The 15,773-nt window shown below is 46.5% G+C and carries 13 protein-coding genes; all 13 read left to right on the plus strand.

Going from position 1 to position 15,773, the window contains the following annotated elements:
- The first annotated feature begins 488 nt into the window (after positions 1 to 488).
- The 13 genes from GA0116948_RS04890 to GA0116948_RS04950 all read left to right on the plus strand — a co-directional run bounded on the left by GA0116948_RS04890 (position 489) and on the right by GA0116948_RS04950 (position 15,697).
- Positions 489 to 1,763, plus strand: coding sequence for a c-type cytochrome (locus tag GA0116948_RS04890; RefSeq protein WP_240619177.1), 1,275 nt, complete (start codon positions 489 to 491; stop codon positions 1,761 to 1,763).
- An 82-nt stretch (positions 1,764 to 1,845) separates the two neighbouring features.
- The gene (locus tag GA0116948_RS04895; RefSeq protein WP_089709485.1) at positions 1,846 to 4,887 is read left to right on the plus strand and encodes a TAT-variant-translocated molybdopterin oxidoreductase; all 3,042 of its coding nucleotides are present in this window, start codon (positions 1,846 to 1,848) and stop codon (positions 4,885 to 4,887) included.
- An 85-nt stretch (positions 4,888 to 4,972) separates the two neighbouring features.
- Complete coding sequence (gene nrfD / locus GA0116948_RS04900) at positions 4,973 to 6,406, plus strand: NrfD/PsrC family molybdoenzyme membrane anchor subunit (protein WP_089709486.1); 1,434 nt, start codon at positions 4,973 to 4,975, stop codon at positions 6,404 to 6,406.
- A gap of 53 nt (positions 6,407 to 6,459) precedes the next feature.
- The gene (locus GA0116948_RS04905; RefSeq protein WP_089709487.1) at positions 6,460 to 7,056 is read left to right on the plus strand and encodes a DUF3341 domain-containing protein; all 597 of its coding nucleotides are present in this window, start codon (positions 6,460 to 6,462) and stop codon (positions 7,054 to 7,056) included.
- 78 nt (positions 7,057 to 7,134) lie between these two features.
- Entirely contained in the window at positions 7,135 to 7,749 is a 615-nt protein-coding gene (locus GA0116948_RS04910; RefSeq protein WP_089709488.1) for a c-type cytochrome, read from the plus strand.
- 42 nt (positions 7,750 to 7,791) lie between these two features.
- Complete coding sequence (locus tag GA0116948_RS04915; RefSeq protein ID WP_089709489.1) at positions 7,792 to 8,988, plus strand: quinol:cytochrome C oxidoreductase; 1,197 nt, start codon at positions 7,792 to 7,794, stop codon at positions 8,986 to 8,988.
- 99 nt (positions 8,989 to 9,087) lie between these two features.
- A complete protein-coding gene (locus tag GA0116948_RS04920; RefSeq protein ID WP_240619178.1) occupies positions 9,088 to 10,098 on the plus strand; it encodes a cytochrome c oxidase subunit II in 1,011 nt (336 codons plus the stop codon).
- Between the two features lie 97 nt (positions 10,099 to 10,195).
- Positions 10,196 to 12,019 (plus strand): cytochrome c oxidase subunit I, encoded by a 1,824-nt coding sequence (locus GA0116948_RS04925; RefSeq protein ID WP_089709491.1) that lies wholly within the window; start codon positions 10,196 to 10,198, stop codon positions 12,017 to 12,019.
- A gap of 135 nt (positions 12,020 to 12,154) precedes the next feature.
- Positions 12,155 to 13,033 (plus strand): heme o synthase, encoded by an 879-nt coding sequence (gene cyoE, locus GA0116948_RS04930; protein WP_249260563.1) that lies wholly within the window; start codon positions 12,155 to 12,157, stop codon positions 13,031 to 13,033.
- A gap of 29 nt (positions 13,034 to 13,062) precedes the next feature.
- Entirely contained in the window at positions 13,063 to 13,617 is a 555-nt protein-coding gene (locus tag GA0116948_RS04935) for a cytochrome c oxidase subunit 3 (protein ID WP_240619179.1), read from the plus strand.
- A 26-nt stretch (positions 13,618 to 13,643) separates the two neighbouring features.
- Entirely contained in the window at positions 13,644 to 14,318 is a 675-nt protein-coding gene (locus tag GA0116948_RS04940; protein ID WP_089709494.1) for a cytochrome c oxidase subunit 3, read from the plus strand.
- A gap of 55 nt (positions 14,319 to 14,373) precedes the next feature.
- On the plus strand, positions 14,374 to 14,775 hold the full coding sequence (locus GA0116948_RS04945; RefSeq protein ID WP_089709495.1) for a cytochrome C oxidase subunit IV family protein: 402 nt from the start codon (positions 14,374 to 14,376) through the stop codon (positions 14,773 to 14,775).
- A 193-nt stretch (positions 14,776 to 14,968) separates the two neighbouring features.
- Positions 14,969 to 15,697, plus strand: a complete 729-nt coding sequence (locus GA0116948_RS04950; protein WP_089709496.1) for an SCO family protein — start codon at positions 14,969 to 14,971, stop codon at positions 15,695 to 15,697.
- The last annotated feature ends 76 nt before the right edge of the window (positions 15,698 to 15,773 follow it).

Here is a 15,773-nt window from a genome sequence, read left to right on the forward strand (position 1 = left end):
TTTATCGCATTTTTGCAGGCATACGGTGTCCAGAAGGACTAAAAACCATCATTTAAAAATTTCCGCCGCAATTACGGATATAGATAGTAAGGTATTTTCAACTACAAAAAGAGTTTATCCATGAAAGCGGGAAAACCTGACAAAAATCATATTTGCTGGCATACTGCTTGCCCAAACATTTTAGGTTGATCCGGGGTTATATGGTAAGATCCTAAACCACAGTACTTTTTAAGCGGTTAACTTATCCACAAGGCTAAGGTAACATATAGAAAGAGTTTATATGGAATTTTCGCTAATAAGTAACGGAAGCTAGTAAGGTAAATAAGCTACAACCCTTTACTGCGGTAACTTTCGGGGCATGTAGTGTAATAAAAGAATTGACTATTACAAGCAATTAATTTTTTTAATTCTTTGTGGATTGTCAACATTCTGTCTTATTTTTGTGGGCACTTTTAAGAAACTTAGGTCAAATCTAAATTATATAGGCTGTGTATCGTCGTGTTTCCAATCATTTGCGCAAGCAATTTGTGAGTGTGCTTATCCTATGCGCGGGTCTGCTGTTCTCGTTTTCCAATGTGAATGCCGCAGACGCTGGCAAGGGTAAGGCCATATTCCAAGCAAACTGTGCTACCTGTCACAATGTTCACAAAAAAGTAACGGGCCCTGCGCTGGCCGGAGTAGAAGATCGCTGGACCAATAAGAAATTATTGCATCAGTGGGTTCATAATTCTGCTTCTGTACTTGCCAGTGGCGATGCTTACGCCAACAATCTGTTCAAGGATTTTAATGGTCAGCAGATGCCTGCTTTTCCTTCGATCTCGGATGAGGATATCGACAATATCCTGGCCTATATCAAGGACGAACAAAGCAAACCTGTAGGTGGCGCTGCTGCTGCTACAGGCCAGCCAGCAACCGGTGGTGAAGAAGAAGGAAGTGGCAACAGCCTGCTGTTCGGCATCATTACCCTGGTACTTGCGGTGGTAGCTCTTATCCTTCTCCAGATCAACTCTAACCTGAACAAACTGGCCGCCGACAAAGAAGGTGTAGCCGTTCCGGAACCTGTTCCTTTCTACAAAAACAAGGCTTACATCGCCATCGTTATCTTCCTGCTCTTTATCCTCGGTGGTTATTATACCATCAATGGTGCTATCGGCCTGGGCCGTCAGAAAGACTATCAGCCCGTTCAGCCAATCTTTTATTCGCATAAAGTGCATGCAGGCATTAACCAGATTAACTGTCTGTACTGCCACGCCGGTGCGGAAAAGAGTAAGCACGCTATGATTCCTTCCGAGAACATCTGTATGAACTGCCATAAAGCCATCAACGAATACCATGGCCCTGAGCTCACTACAGTAGAAGGCAAAAAGATCAACGGTACTGCCGAAATCCAGAAATTGTACGATCACGTAGGCTGGGATAAGGACAAAGGCAAATACACGAAACCAGGTACCCCAATCGAATGGGTACGCATCCACAAATTGCCTGACCATGTTTACTTTAACCACTCCCAGCACGTAGTAGCCGGCAAGCAACAATGCCAGACCTGCCACGGCAACATTCAGGAAATGGACGAAGTAAAACAGTTCGCAGAACTGTCCATGGGCTGGTGCATTAACTGTCACCGTACTACCAAAGTGCAGTTCACCGAAAACAAATACTACTCCATCTTTACCAAATTACATGACGACGTGAAGAATGGTAAGATAGACAGTGTAACGGTTGAACAAGTAGGTGGTACCGAGTGCCAGAAATGCCATTACTAATCGCATCATTCTGATAAGGAAGGGGCGCTTCGGCGCCTCGTTATAGAAACGATTTTTATATAACGTAACTCGTAATAAAACCATGGAGCAAAAAAAGTATTGGAAAGGCTTGGAAGAGTTGCACAATACCAATTCGCATAAAGCTGCAGTTGAGAACGAATTTTCCGGCGACCTGCCTTTTGAAGAGAGTGAGGGCCTATTGAGTGCAATGACTCCCCGGCGTGATTTTTTGAAATACCTCGGTTTCACTACTGCGGCTGCTACCATTGCGGCCAGCTGTGAAATCCCCGTAAATAAAGCGATCCCTTACGTAAACAAACCGGAAGAGATTACCCCGGGCGTACCCAACTACTACGCTTCTACTTTTGCCATTGACGGAGAATATGTGCCAATTGTAGTGAAAACGCGTGAAGGTCGTCCTATTAAGATCGAAGGCAACACACTTTCCAAGATCACCGAAGGCGCTACCACTGCACGTGTGCAGGGTGCTGTGCTGGGCCTCTACGATGTAGCCCGCCTGCGTTTTCCGACCATTGGCGGTGTGGAAGCCAGTTGGACAGATCTGGACAAACAAGTAGGCGCTGCCCTGGCAGGCGGTCCGGTGGTACTGCTGAGCAATACCATCTCCAGCCCCACCACTAAAAAACTGATCGGCGAATTCCTGGCTAAATATCCAGGATCTCGTCACGTGAGCTATGACGCCGTTTCATATTCCGGCCTGCTGGATGCCAGCCTGGTCGCTTATGGTAAACGTGTTATTCCTTCTTACCACTTTGAAAATGCCAAAGTGATCGTAAGCTTGGGGGCCGACTTTATCGGTACCTGGCTAAACCCGGCCGAATATGGCCGTCAATATGCCAAGACCCGCAAGATCAATCCGGAAAGACCGGAAATGAGCAAACACTATCAGTTCGAAAGCATGATGAGCCTCACCGGTGCAAATGCCGATGAGCGATTTACGCATAAACCTTCTGAAACCAATGCCGTGGTGCTGGCTTTGTATAGCGCAGTAGGCGGTTCGGTAAGCGCTCCAGCCATTACCGATACCCGCCTGGCAAATGGTATAAAAGAAGCGGCGAAAGCCCTCTTGGCTGCCGGTGGTAAAGCCCTGGTAGTAAGCGGTAGCAACGACGTAAATGTGCAAACCATTGTAGCCGCTATCAATGATAAGATTGGAGCCAATGGCAGTACAATAGATTGGAACATTACCAGCAACTACCGCGAAGGCAACGATGCAGAAATGGCTGCGCTGGTAAGCGATATGGCTGCCGGTAATGTGGGTACCCTGTTGGTGTACAACGCTAACCCCGCCTATGACTATTACAACGCCGCTGCCTTTACAGACGCGCTGAAAAAAGTAAAAACCACCGTTTCCTTCAACGATCGTAGAGACGAAACTACTATCCTCTGCAAATATGCTGCTCCCGACCATCATTTCCTGGAAAGTTGGAGCGATACAGAAGGTAAGACGGGTCATTACAGTTTCACACAACCTACTATTTCCCCGCTGTTCAAAACCCGCGCTTTCCAGGACGCATTGCTTACCTGGAGCGGTAGCACTACTATCTGGTCCGACTATCTGAAGCAAGAATGGCTGACCCGCCTGGGTGGCCAGGAAGCATGGGATAAGACCTTACAGGATGGTATTATTGAACCCGCAGCCACTCCCTTGGGAGGCGCTACCTTTGCCGGTAACGTAGCCGATGCAGCTGGTAAACTGACCGCTGCTAAAAAAGGTGGCCAGTATGAATTGGTGCTGTATGAAAAAGTAGCCATCGGTAACGGTCGCTTTGCCAATAACCCCTGGTTGCAGGAAATGCCCGACCCCATTACCCGCGCCACTTGGGACAACTACGCCTGCGTATCCAATACCCTGGCCAAGAAATTCTCTACTGAACTGGGTGACGACTACGAAGTACATTCCGAGAAAAAAGTATTAAAAATAACTGCCAATGGTAAATCTGTAGAACTTCCGTTGGTGATTGTGCCAGGTATCCACCCCGATGTGATCGCAATTGCAGTGGGTTATGGTCGAGGCAAACAAGAAGACGTAGGAAAGGCAGCCGGCGAACGCGGTGCAAACGCTTATCCTTTCGTAACTTTTAACGGTAAGAGTTTCGATTACTTCGCTACCGAAGCTACTGTTGAAAACACCGGCAGAGAATTTCCGATCGGTATGACCCAGACGCACAATAGCTACGAAGGTCGTCCTATCATCAAGGAAACTACCCTGGAAGAGTTCATCAAGAATCCGAAAGAGGTGAATGAAGATCGTGAAGAATTTGCCCATTACGGTGCAAGCTTCCGCGATGATGCTACCATTTATCCTAAGGGTGAATTTACCTATCCGGGTATCAAATGGGGCATGTCCATTGACCTGAATACCTGTTTCGGTTGTGGTGCCTGCACCATCGCCTGCCAGTCTGAAAATAACGTATCTGTAGTTGGTAAAGACCAGGTAGTACTGGGTCACGAAATGCACTGGATCCGCATTGACCGCTACTTCAGCGGTGATGAGAACAATCCGGAAGTAGTGTTCCAACCAATGCTTTGCCAGCACTGCGATAACGCTCCTTGCGAAAACGTTTGTCCGGTGGCCGCAACAAACCATAGTTCAGAAGGTATTAACCAGATGGCATACAACCGTTGCATCGGTACCCGTTATTGCGCTAATAACTGCCCTTATAAAGTTCGTCGCTTTAACTGGCGCGACTGGAATGGTGCAGATAGCTTTGCAGACAACCTTTACGACGTGGCAGACATGAACGATAATATTACCCGTATGGTGCTGAACCCTGATGTGGTAATGCGTAGCCATGGTGTAATGGAAAAATGCTCTTTCTGCGTACAGCGCCTGCAAGACGCTAAACTTTCCGCCAAGAAAGCCGGTCGCCCGCTGCTGGATGGTGAAGCTAAAACCGCTTGCCAAACTGCCTGTTCTTCAGATGCGATTGTATTCGGTAATGTGAATGATCAGCAAAGCGAAATATTTAAACTACGCAATGTAGAGCAGAAAGAACGCCTCTACTACGTGTTGGAAGAAGTACATACCCTGCCTTCCATCAACTACCTGGCGAAGATTCGCAACAAGGTGGCTGAACCGAAAGCAACGCACGAAGCGTAATTGGATTAACAACGAATAGCGAGAATTGAAGAAATCATAAAGTAAAAAGTCGGGGGTAACGCCTTGGCTAAAAGCTTAAAGAACTATGCATTTAAAGTACGAATCCACACTGAGAGAGCCTCTGGTTGATGGGGTTAAGGATTATCACCAGGTAACCGAAGATATCATCAGCCCAATTGAGGCCAAGCCAGGCAAACTTTGGTACGTAGGCCTGGTAGTCTCCATTTGCCTGCTGTGCTTCGGTGTATTTTCTGTAACCTGGGAAGTGTACTACGGTACCGGGGTGTGGAACCTGAACAAAACAGTGGGTTGGGGTTGGGACATTACCAACTTCGTTTGGTGGGTAGGTATCGGTCACGCTGGTACGCTGATCTCTGCCATCCTGCTCTTGTTCCGCCAGGGTTGGCGTACAGGTGTAAACCGTGCGGCGGAAGCGATGACCATCTTCGCAGTAATGTGCGCTGGCCAGTTCCCGATCTTCCACATGGGACGTGTATGGATGGCCTTCTTTGTATTGCCTTATCCCAACACACGTGGTCCTTTATGGCCTAACTTTAACTCACCCCTCCTCTGGGACGTGTTTGCGATCTCTACTTACTTCACCGTTTCCTTACTGTTCTGGTACTCTGGCCTGCTGCCCGATTTCGCCACCGTACGCGACCGCGCAAAAACTAAACTGCGCAAACTATTGTACGGAATTGCCTCTTTCGGCTGGACGGGTTCTACCAAACACTGGCAACGGCATGAAAGCCTTTCGCTGGTACTGGCGGGTTTATCTACTCCCCTGGTACTTTCCGTACACACCATTGTATCTTTCGACTTTGCCACCTCAGTTATTCCGGGCTGGCATACCACGATCTTCCCACCTTACTTCGTGGCAGGTGCGATCTTCTCTGGTTTCGCGATGGTACAAACACTATTGATCATTACCCGTAAAATTTTAGGCCTGGAAGATTACATTACCGTTGGTCACATGGAAGCCATGAACAAGGTAATTGTACTCACTGGTTCTGTAGTAGGTTGCGCATACCTCACCGAGCTCTTTATGGCCTGGTACTCGCATAACCCTTACGAATTCGCCGAATTCTACAAATACCGCGCTGCCGGTCCGCTCGGATGGTCTTACTACATCATGATGAGCTGCAACGTGATTTCCCCGCAAATTTTCTGGTTCCGCAAACTGAGACGGAATGTTCTGGTAACCTTTATCATGTCTATCATTGTGAACATTGGTATGTGGTTCGAACGTTTCGTGATCATCTGTACTTCACTGTACCGTGATTACCTGCCATCCAGTTGGTCCTACTATCGTCCGTCCTGGCCAGAAATTGGTTTCTACCTGGGCACTTTCGGACTGTTCTTTACCTGCTTCTTCCTGTTCGCTAAATACTTCCCGGTAATCGCGGTAGCTGAAATCAAACACGTACTGAAAACCACTGGTAAGAGCTTTAAGGAAGACATGGAGAAATACGAAGAAGAACCTGCAGAACAGTTTGCACACGACGTGGCACACCACTAATGGCATTCATAGAATAAGGGACAATTATTTAAAGATTTTGAATTTATCAACATATGGCTGTTAAAAAATTTGTTGTAGGCAGTTTTGGTGATGAGGCGGTATTATTCCCGGCTGTAAAGAAGGTACGTACGGCCGGATACAAGATTCACGACATTTACACACCATTCCCGGTACATGGTTTGGACCATGCTATGGGCTTGCGGGAAACGAGCCTGCACACGGCGGGTTTCGTATACGGCATCACCGGTACCACTACAGCACTGAGCTTTATGAGCTGGGTGTTTAATGTAGACTGGCCGCTGAACATTGGCGGTAAGCCACATTTTCCATTGCCAGCTTTTATTCCGATCACATTCGAATTAACGGTACTGTTTGCTGCCGTAGGTATGGTGATGACTTTCTGCTACCTGTGCCAGCTTATGCCGGGCGTAAAGAAACACATCTTTAATCCGCGCCAGACCGACGACAAGTTTGTAATGGTAATAGAAGTAACGAACCGCACTAAGGAGGAAGAACTTAAAAGTTATCTTTCCGGCGTTGGGGCTGAAGACATCAATACCCAGGTAGCGGAAGCTGGTTGGTGGTATGGCCGTTTCGATCAGGAAGAAAACTTGCTCGAACTTGATCCTGCCGCACCGGTAAAGGCATAATAACAGACACTCAGTTAATGACAAATACCTGCTGGACGATGGTGGACAGCAGACCAAAGAGAAGACAAAAAATTTCTGATGAAAAGGATTTCCAACATATTGATTGTAGCTGCCCTGGCAAGCGGAGCATTCTTGTCAGCATGCAAGGATCATAGAAAGCCAGGCAAGATCTATGTGCCAGATATGTATGAGTCCCGCGCATATGAATTTTACAATGCCCGGTTAGCGACGATGAAGCCAGTAGAAGGTACGGTGAAGAGAGGAGAATTGTTGCCCTATCATCTGGGAGAATTTGATACTGCGCAGGCAAACCTGAACAAAAATCCGCTGACCATTACTGCGGACGATCTGAAAGAAGGTAAACGCTTGTTTAATATTTACTGCGCTATTTGCCATGGTACAGGCCTGGACGGTAACGGCCCGCTGTACAAAGGTGGTGATGGTCCTTACCCTGCAAAGCCAGCTAACCTGGTGAGTGGCGTTATTGCCACTTATACAGAAGGCCGCCTGTTTCACGTAGCCACTTATGGCAAAAACGCCATGGGTAGTTACGCCAGCCAACTGGATCGTGAGCAACGCTGGAAAGTAGCTGCTTATATCCACAGCATGCAGCCTGGTGCGCAGGCAGCAGCGCCCGAAGCTGGAGCAGCTGATGCTGGTGCTAAAAAGGATAGTACCGCCGCAGGCAAATAATTTTAATAAAACGCATTTCAAAAAGTATTTTAATATACAGTAATGAAAGACCAATTTGTAGTACCGGCAAGATTGAGAACGACTAGCTTCGTGTTGATGGCTATTGGCTTGCTGACGTTCGTGATCGGCTTATTTGCTGCGGACACCACACTGTTCTGGGCAGGCTTGTTGCAAAACAGCGCATTTTTTACGCTGGTAGTATTAGCCAGTACTTTCTTTATTGCCGCTACCACCTTAGCGCAGGGCGGCTGGCAAATGAGCTTCCGCCGTGTTATGGAAGCTATCTCTATGGCAGTGCCCGTCCTGGCAATCATTATGGTGATTGTGATAGGATTTCTGGTGATTGGTCACAAGACCGGTGTTTATGCCTGGACTGATGCCAACATGGTAGCACACGATGAGGTACTAAAATCAAAATCCGCTTTTCTGAGTACTGGTTTTGTAATGACCGCTACGGTGATTATACTGGGTCTCTGGTCTTTTTTCACTATCCGCTTGCGTAAAATGTCTATTCAGGAAGATGGTTGGGACCTTAAACCTGAAACGGGTAAACGCATTCTCTGGAGAGGTACTGTTTGGTGCGGTGGCTTCATGGTGGTGTATGTACTGAGTGTAGGCTCTACTACTCCCTGGATATGGCTCATGAATATAGATCCTCACTGGTTCTCTACCATGTACTCCTGGTACACTTTTGTAAGTTCCTTTGTTTCTGGTATAGCCCTGATCACCTTATTCGTGGTGTATCTGAAGAAGCAAGGTTATCTGCCTTTCGTAACGCAAGAACATTTGCATGACCTGGGTAAATTCCTATTTGCATTCAGCATCTTCTGGACTTACCTGTGGTTTTCCCAATACATGCTGATCTGGTATGCTAACATTCCGGATGAGACGGTTTATTTTGTTCCCCGCGTACGCGGAGAATGGAGACCTATTTTCTTCCTGAACCTGCTGATCAATTTTGTAACGCCGTTCCTGATCCTGATGAAACGCGACAGCAAACGTAACTACACGACCGTAGTTTTCATGTGTATCGTTATCATCACCGGCCACTGGATAGATTTCTGGCAAATGGTAATGCCGGGTTCTGTGCATCATCTGCACTTCCCGATCTTCGAATTGGGCATAGGTGCTGGATTTATTGGCCTGATCATTTACCTGGTTTCAACTAATCTGACCAAGGCACCACTGACCGTAAAAAATCATCCTTACCTGAAAGAGAGTATATTGCATCACACCTGATAAGAGGTGCGTCTGCAGCTTGGATAGCAAAGCGAAAAGTATTTAGATAACTTAATTTAGAAAATAGCAATGTCAGGGTTTTTAACAGTCTTAGTAATTGTGCTCATATTCGTAGTGATCTTCCAGATCGCTAAAGCAAGCGAGTATGTGTCAATATTGAAAGGAGAAAAGAAGGCGCGTCAGCAGTCCAATCGTATTAACGGTTTTCTGATGATCGTATTCCTGGTACTGGGACTTTTCGGTGCATACTATTGTAATGACGTACTGAAGGACAAACTCGGTCCTGGGGCTGCCTCCGTACAAGGTGAGGGTATCGATACCCTGATCGCGGTAACCCTGGCTATTACCGGCTTTGTCTGTGTAGTGACACAGGTACTGCTGTTCTGGTTTGCATTTAAATTCCAGGAGAAAGAGGGGCGGAACGCATTTTATTTCCCACATAACAGTAAGTTGGAAGTTATCTGGACCGTTATCCCAGCTATTGCACTGACCATCCTGGTAGCATTTGGCCTGAAACATTGGTTCGCTATCACTTCCGATGCTCCGAAAGACGCCATGGTTGTAGAAGTTACGGGCAAACAATTTAATTGGCTGGTGCGCTACCCTGGTAAAGACGGGCAGTTAGGCAGTAAGAAATTTAAATTGATCAGCGATGTTAATTCCAACCCTGTAGGACAGGATTGGGAAGACGGCCTCAATAAAGACGATTTCATGTCTAATGAAATTCATCTGGTAGTAGGCAAGCCGGTAAAATTTATTATCGGTAGCCGCGATGTTATCCATGACGTAGGCTTGCCTCAGTTCCGCATGAAGATGGATGCGGTACCTGGTATACCCACCACCCTGTGGATAACACCTAAGTATACGACAACAGACATGAGAGCGAAAACCGAAAATCCAGATTTTGTTTTTGAACTTTCTTGCGACCAGATGTGTGGTGCCGGTCACTTCTCGATGAGAGCGGTAATTGTGGTAGAAACTCAGCAGGAGTTCGATGCATGGGCTGCTAAACAAAAGTCACAGTATGAACTGGCTAATGCAAGTGCTACACCTGCACCTGCCGCCGGAGCAGACAGTACTGCCAGCAAAGCAGTAGCCATTGCTAAATAATTGGGTGAAGAGATTTAACTTTAGACGTCGGTATAAAAACATTAAAAAAGCTGGATACCGGTAACACGGTCACCAGTTTGCATAAATAGCATTTGATATGAGTAACGAAGCAACATTGCACAGTCATCAAGAGGTACACGGCTCGTTGGAACATGATCAGCATGGCAATGGTCATGATGGTCATGAGCATCACGGCACTTTTATATCAAAGTATGTCTTCAGCATGGACCACAAAATGATCGCGAAGCAATTCCTGATCACGGGTATTGTGTGGGCTATCATTGGTGCATTCTTTTCCGTACTCTTCCGTTTACAACTGGGCTTCCCGGACACTTCTTTCCCTTGGTTAAGCAGCATCCTGGGTCACTGGGCTGAAAACGGTCACATCAAGCCGGAGGCTTACTATGCATTGGTAACAATGCACGGTACTATCCTGGTATTCTTTGTATTAACCGCCGGTCTTTCCGGTACCTTTTCTAACTTCCTGATACCGTTGCAGGTGGGCGCCCGTGATATGGCTTCCCCTTTCATGAATATGCTTAGTTACTGGTTCTTCTTTATTGCGAGCCTGGTAATGATGGCTTCCCTGTTTGTACAGACAGGGCCTGCATCCGGTGGCTGGACGGCATATCCCCCGCTAAGTGCCCTCGGAGATGCTTCTATCGGCTCCAAGATTGGTATGGACCTCTGGATTACTTCCATGGCCCTGTTTGTAGTAAGTCAGTTATTAGGTGGTCTTAACTATATTTCTACCATCCTGAATATGCGTACCAAAGGTATGAGCATGACGAAGATGCCGTTGACTATCTGGGCGTTCTTCTTCACCGCAGTATTGGGTGTACTATCTTTCCCGGTATTGTTGTCTGGGTTCATCCTGCTGTTATTCGACCGTCACGCCGGTACCAGCTTCTACCTTTCTGATATCTTTGTAGCTGGTAAAGCTTTATCTAATGAAGGTGGTAGCGCCATCCTCTATCAACACTTATTCTGGTTCCTGGGTCACCCTGAAGTATACATTATCGTATTGCCAGCCATGGGTATCGTGTCTGAGGTATTGGCTATCAATTCCCGTAAACCCATCTTTGGTTATTTGGCAATGATTGGTTCCCTATTTGCGATCTGTATCCTGGCCTTCCTGGTTTGGGCACACCATATGTTCGTTACGGGACTGAATCCTTTCCTGGGTGCCTTCTTCGTGTTGCTCACGCTGCTCATCGCCGTACCTTCTGCGATCAAGGTGTTTAACTGGCTCACCACTATCTGGAGAGGTAATATCAACTTCACGCCAGGTGCTTTGTTCTCCATCGGTTTTGTAAGTACTTTCATCTCTGGTGGTCTTACCGGTATCTGGTTGGGTAACTCTTCTATTGATATTCACCTGCATGATACTTACTTTGTAATTGCCCACTTCCATATTGTAATGGGTGTATCTGCCTTCTTTGGGATGTTCGCCGGCATTTACCACTGGTTTCCCAAAATGTACGGTCGTTTCCTGAACAATACCCTTGGATATATTCACTTCTGGATTACCCTCTGCGGGGCTTATCTGATATTCTGGCCTATGCACTATGAAGGTTTGGCCGGTATGCCCCGTCGTTACTACGATTATTCTACCTGGGAGTCTTTCAAACAGTTTGCCGGCCTCAATCACTTCATTTCTATTGTTGTGATCATGGTATTTGCTACACAGTTGCTGTTTGTCTTCAACTTCTTCTATAGCATCTTTAAAGGTCGTAAGCTTACTATCGCCAATCCGTGGAAAGCTACTACCCTGGAATGGACTACGCCTATCCATGCCGGTCACGGCAACTGGCCTGGTGAAGTTCCTGAAGTACACCGTTGGCCGTATGATTACAGCAAAGACGGGGTAGACTTCATTCCGCAAACGGTGCCTATTGGACCGAATGAATCTGAACACTAGTTTTGCAAAAGCCGGAAACGCGACCTGTAGTAGTTACACTGCCGCGTTTCCTATGGTATATCATTGAATGCGCAGGCAAACCCCCGGTTTGCATGCAGTGACCGAATCGACATGTTGCAAGAAAACTCCATTAAGTTGTCGTCATCATTAGCAGTTGCTAGTCGCGTTAAGGATTATTCTCAACTTATGAAGTTCAACCTGACCTTCATGGTGGCATTTTCCAGCGTGGTGGGTTATTGGTTGGCGGCACCGAAAGGTGAGTTCAGCGTAATTAAAGTTCTTTTATTATTTGCTGCAGGTATCCTGGTTACAGGAGCGGCCAACACGATTAACCAGCTGCTGGAAAGAGATACGGACAAACTCATGGCACGCACGTCGGTTCGTCCGCTGCCAACGGGTCGTGTTTCTGTTCAGGAGGCTACAGTATTGGCTACAGTAGCGAGTATTGGTGGGTTATTGATCATGGGTTGTTGCTTTAACTGGTTAAGTGCTGGTATAAGTTCCGTTTCCTTGATCATGTATGGCTTTATATACACGCCGTGGAAGAAATGGAATTCCCTCGCCGTATTGGTAGGAGCTTTTCCTGGAGCACTCCCCCCCCTTATCGGGTGGACGGCAGGCGCCAACGCTATTTCCGAAGGAGGGATCTCACTTTTCGTGATTCAGTTCATCTGGCAATTTCCCCACTTCTGGGCCATTGCTTGGTTAGGCTACAAGGATTATGAAAAAGCAGGTTTCAGGTTGCTGCCATCCAGCGGCGGGCCTACCCGGCTTACTGCTTTGCAGGCTACCATGTGGGTACTGCTGCTTTTCCCGGCTGGTCTGGCACCTTACCTGCTGAAATTATGTGGTCCATATTATGCGGGTATTTCCGTGGCGGCGGCATTGTATTTCCTGTATCGCGCCATTCAACTATTAAGAAAATGTGATGTGCCGACTGCCAGAAAGCTCATGTTTGGGTCTTACGTGTACCTGACCGTGACACAATTGGCGATGCTGGCAGATAAAGTGTAAAAAATATAAATTGCAAGGAAATGTATGCCATGAGCGCACAACGTAATAAGATACACCCACATAAGTATTCCCTGTGGATTGCAATGGGCAGTATCACTATGATGTTCATCGGTTTTACCAGTGCTTACATCGTAAAGCGTGCACAGGCAAATTGGAGAGTCTTTGAATTGCCGAAAATATTTTGGTTATCTACAGTAGTAATCCTGCTGAGTAGTGTAACCATACAACTGGCCGTACATCAGTTCAAACAACGCCAGATGATCCGGTACAGGCAGCTTATTACCCTCACCGCTTTCCTGGGTGTGGTTTTTGCGGCCTTACAGTTATACGGTTTTTCTGATATGGCCGCTCACGGGCTTAAATTGGACGGAGCTGTTTCTGTTTCCTTCATTTACGTGATAGTGGCTATGCACATCCTGCACGTGTTAGGTGGAGTAGTAGCGCTGCTAGTAATGTTTTTCCGGGCATTCCGCAAAAATGTGAAGGTCTACAGCCCGGTGGGCATAGAAGTAGCCGCTACCTATTGGCATTTTGTAGATGCACTTTGGATTTATCTGTTAATTTTTTTGAGCGTTGCTCGATAAACGTATAAAATTTCATCTCTAGAAAAATGGATACAGCGATTACAGCGAAGAAAAAATGGTGGGATGGAGGATATTCTCCATTTAATGTAAGCTATGGCAAGCTGATGATGTGGTTTTTCCTCTTGTCGGATGCCTTTACATTCGGTGCGCTACTGATTTCCTACGGAACAATTCGTTTCTCAAGTATATCATGGCCCGACCCGAACGAAGTTTTCCGTTCCTTCCCAGGTGCCGGTGAGGCCAACCTGCCATTGGTATTTGTGAGTTTGATGACCTTTATCCTGATCATGAGCTCTGTGACCATGGTATTGGCCGTGCATGAGGGGCACAACCGTAACCGTGCTGGCGTAGCCAAATGGCTGGCCTGGACCATCGTTGGCGGTATTTTATTCCTTTCCTGTCAAGCTTGGGAATGGACACACCTCTGGCACGAAGGTGCCTGGTGGGGTCGCAATCCATTCATGAATCAGGATGGCTCGCCTGGCTCCAGCAATTTCACTAACTTTTTCTTTACAATTACTGGTTTCCATGGCTTACACGTTACTTCCGGTGTAATCCTTAATATTATTATCCTGCTCAACGTATTGAAAGGTACTTACGATGATCGCGGACATTATGAAATGGTGGAAAAGGTAGGGTTGTATTGGCACTTCGTAGACTTGGTGTGGGTATTCGTATTCACCTGCTTCTACCTGCTCTAAGCCTTACCAGATCGAGTATAACGCATTTTTAAGTAGTCTTAAATTATTTTAGATAATGTCAGCACATACAGAAGAAACACTATCAGAACAACACGGCCACTCAGATAGCTCTACCAAGACCATCTGGAAAACGTTCTGGATATTATTAGGCATCACCTGCCTGGAATTGGTTATCGCATTTATTCACCTGCGTTTCAATTTCCCTTCCGTAATTATCCGTAACTCTGTTTACCTGGGTCTTACCCTGTTGAAAGCGTTTTTCATCGTGGCGGAATTTATGCACTTAAAGCACGAAGTGAAAAACCTTATTTTGTCCATACTGGTTCCACTGTTGTTCTTCGTTTGGTTCATCATTGCTTTCCTGGCAGATGGCGTTTCCTGGAAGAACTTGCGGAAAGACCTTGCACCCGGGCATCCACAAACCGAACAGGTAGCTACCCCTGCCCAGCACGAATAGGCTTTACTTACACATAACGAATGGTTAAATATTATCGGGATTACCCGGTTAGTATTTAACCATTTTTCGTTTGGAGAAATGCCAGTAATTACTGTCGCATAAAACAATATCTATCGATTCCGATCGCCTCCGTATTGAAAAGTACTACCTTTGCGTACATCTTATTTAATACAGCTTACTTAATACATTTTTCATGTCCAAACGCGGTATTTTAGGATTCGCCTTGGCTACACTGGTACCTCTTGCAGGTTACCTAATTGTAGACCATTATGGTAGGGGGGCAGTACCCATTCCGCATTATTATATACCGGATTCTGTCCAGACAATAGAAAAAGATGGAAAAACTGTTTCCGATACCATTTTTCATGTGGTGAAAGACTTTACCCTCACTAACCAGCTAGGGCATCCTACGCGACTTAGCGACTTTCCAGGCAAAGTAATATTGGCAGATTTCTTTTTCACCTCCTGTCCCGGTATTTGCCCTACCCTTACAACACATCTTAAGCGTATTCAGGAGGCATACGTAAAGAATGATACCCTGCTTCAGATTCTTTCTTTCAGCATAGATCCTGAGCGCGATAGTGTTCCCCGCTTGCTGCAATATGCCGCCAAATACCAGATTAATCCAGATAACTGGAGCTTGCTTACCGGAGACAAACCTACCATTTACAACCTGGCCCGTAATGAGTTTTTAGTACCCGTACAAAAAGGTGATGGCGGACCCGACGATTTCATCCATACGGAGAAATTTGTGCTATTGGATAAGTACCATCACATCCGGGGGTATTACAATGGGCTGGATACCAACGATCTGCGCAGGCTGGCGAACGATATTTCAGTATTGCATCTGGTGAAAGACCGTAACCAGCCAGGTTTATTAAAACGCCTGTTCTCCGCTGGCAACCAGCCCGGTAAAGAGTAAGCAGCAGCCGAAACAAAATGGCCCGGGAAGAATACGCGGATTGGCATTTGCCGTAACTTTGCGCCCATCATCAATT

It is taken from the genome of Chitinophaga costaii, from assembly GCF_900094705.1.
In the GTDB taxonomy this organism is placed as follows: Bacteria; Bacteroidota; Bacteroidia; order Chitinophagales; family Chitinophagaceae; genus Chitinophaga; species Chitinophaga costaii.

What these genes read in the sequence shown, in the direction of transcription:
- GA0116948_RS04915 (WP_089709489.1), top strand. Translation starts at nt 7,792, where the DNA reads ATGAAAGACCAATTTGTAGTACCGGCAAGATTGAGAACGACTAGCTTC.
- GA0116948_RS04910 (WP_089709488.1), top strand. Translation starts at nt 7,135, where the DNA reads ATGAAAAGGATTTCCAACATATTGATTGTAGCTGCCCTGGCAAGCGGA.
- GA0116948_RS04925 (WP_089709491.1), top strand. Translation starts at nt 10,196, where the DNA reads ATGAGTAACGAAGCAACATTGCACAGTCATCAAGAGGTACACGGCTCG.
- GA0116948_RS04950 (WP_089709496.1), top strand. Translation starts at nt 14,969, where the DNA reads ATGTCCAAACGCGGTATTTTAGGATTCGCCTTGGCTACACTGGTACCT.
- GA0116948_RS04895 (WP_089709485.1), top strand. Translation starts at nt 1,846, where the DNA reads ATGGAGCAAAAAAAGTATTGGAAAGGCTTGGAAGAGTTGCACAATACC.
- nrfD (WP_089709486.1), top strand. Translation starts at nt 4,973, where the DNA reads ATGCATTTAAAGTACGAATCCACACTGAGAGAGCCTCTGGTTGATGGG.
- GA0116948_RS04940 (WP_089709494.1), top strand. Translation starts at nt 13,644, where the DNA reads ATGGATACAGCGATTACAGCGAAGAAAAAATGGTGGGATGGAGGATAT.
- GA0116948_RS04935 (WP_240619179.1), top strand. Translation starts at nt 13,063, where the DNA reads ATGAGCGCACAACGTAATAAGATACACCCACATAAGTATTCCCTGTGG.
- GA0116948_RS04945 (WP_089709495.1), top strand. Translation starts at nt 14,374, where the DNA reads ATGTCAGCACATACAGAAGAAACACTATCAGAACAACACGGCCACTCA.
- GA0116948_RS04905 (WP_089709487.1), top strand. Translation starts at nt 6,460, where the DNA reads ATGGCTGTTAAAAAATTTGTTGTAGGCAGTTTTGGTGATGAGGCGGTA.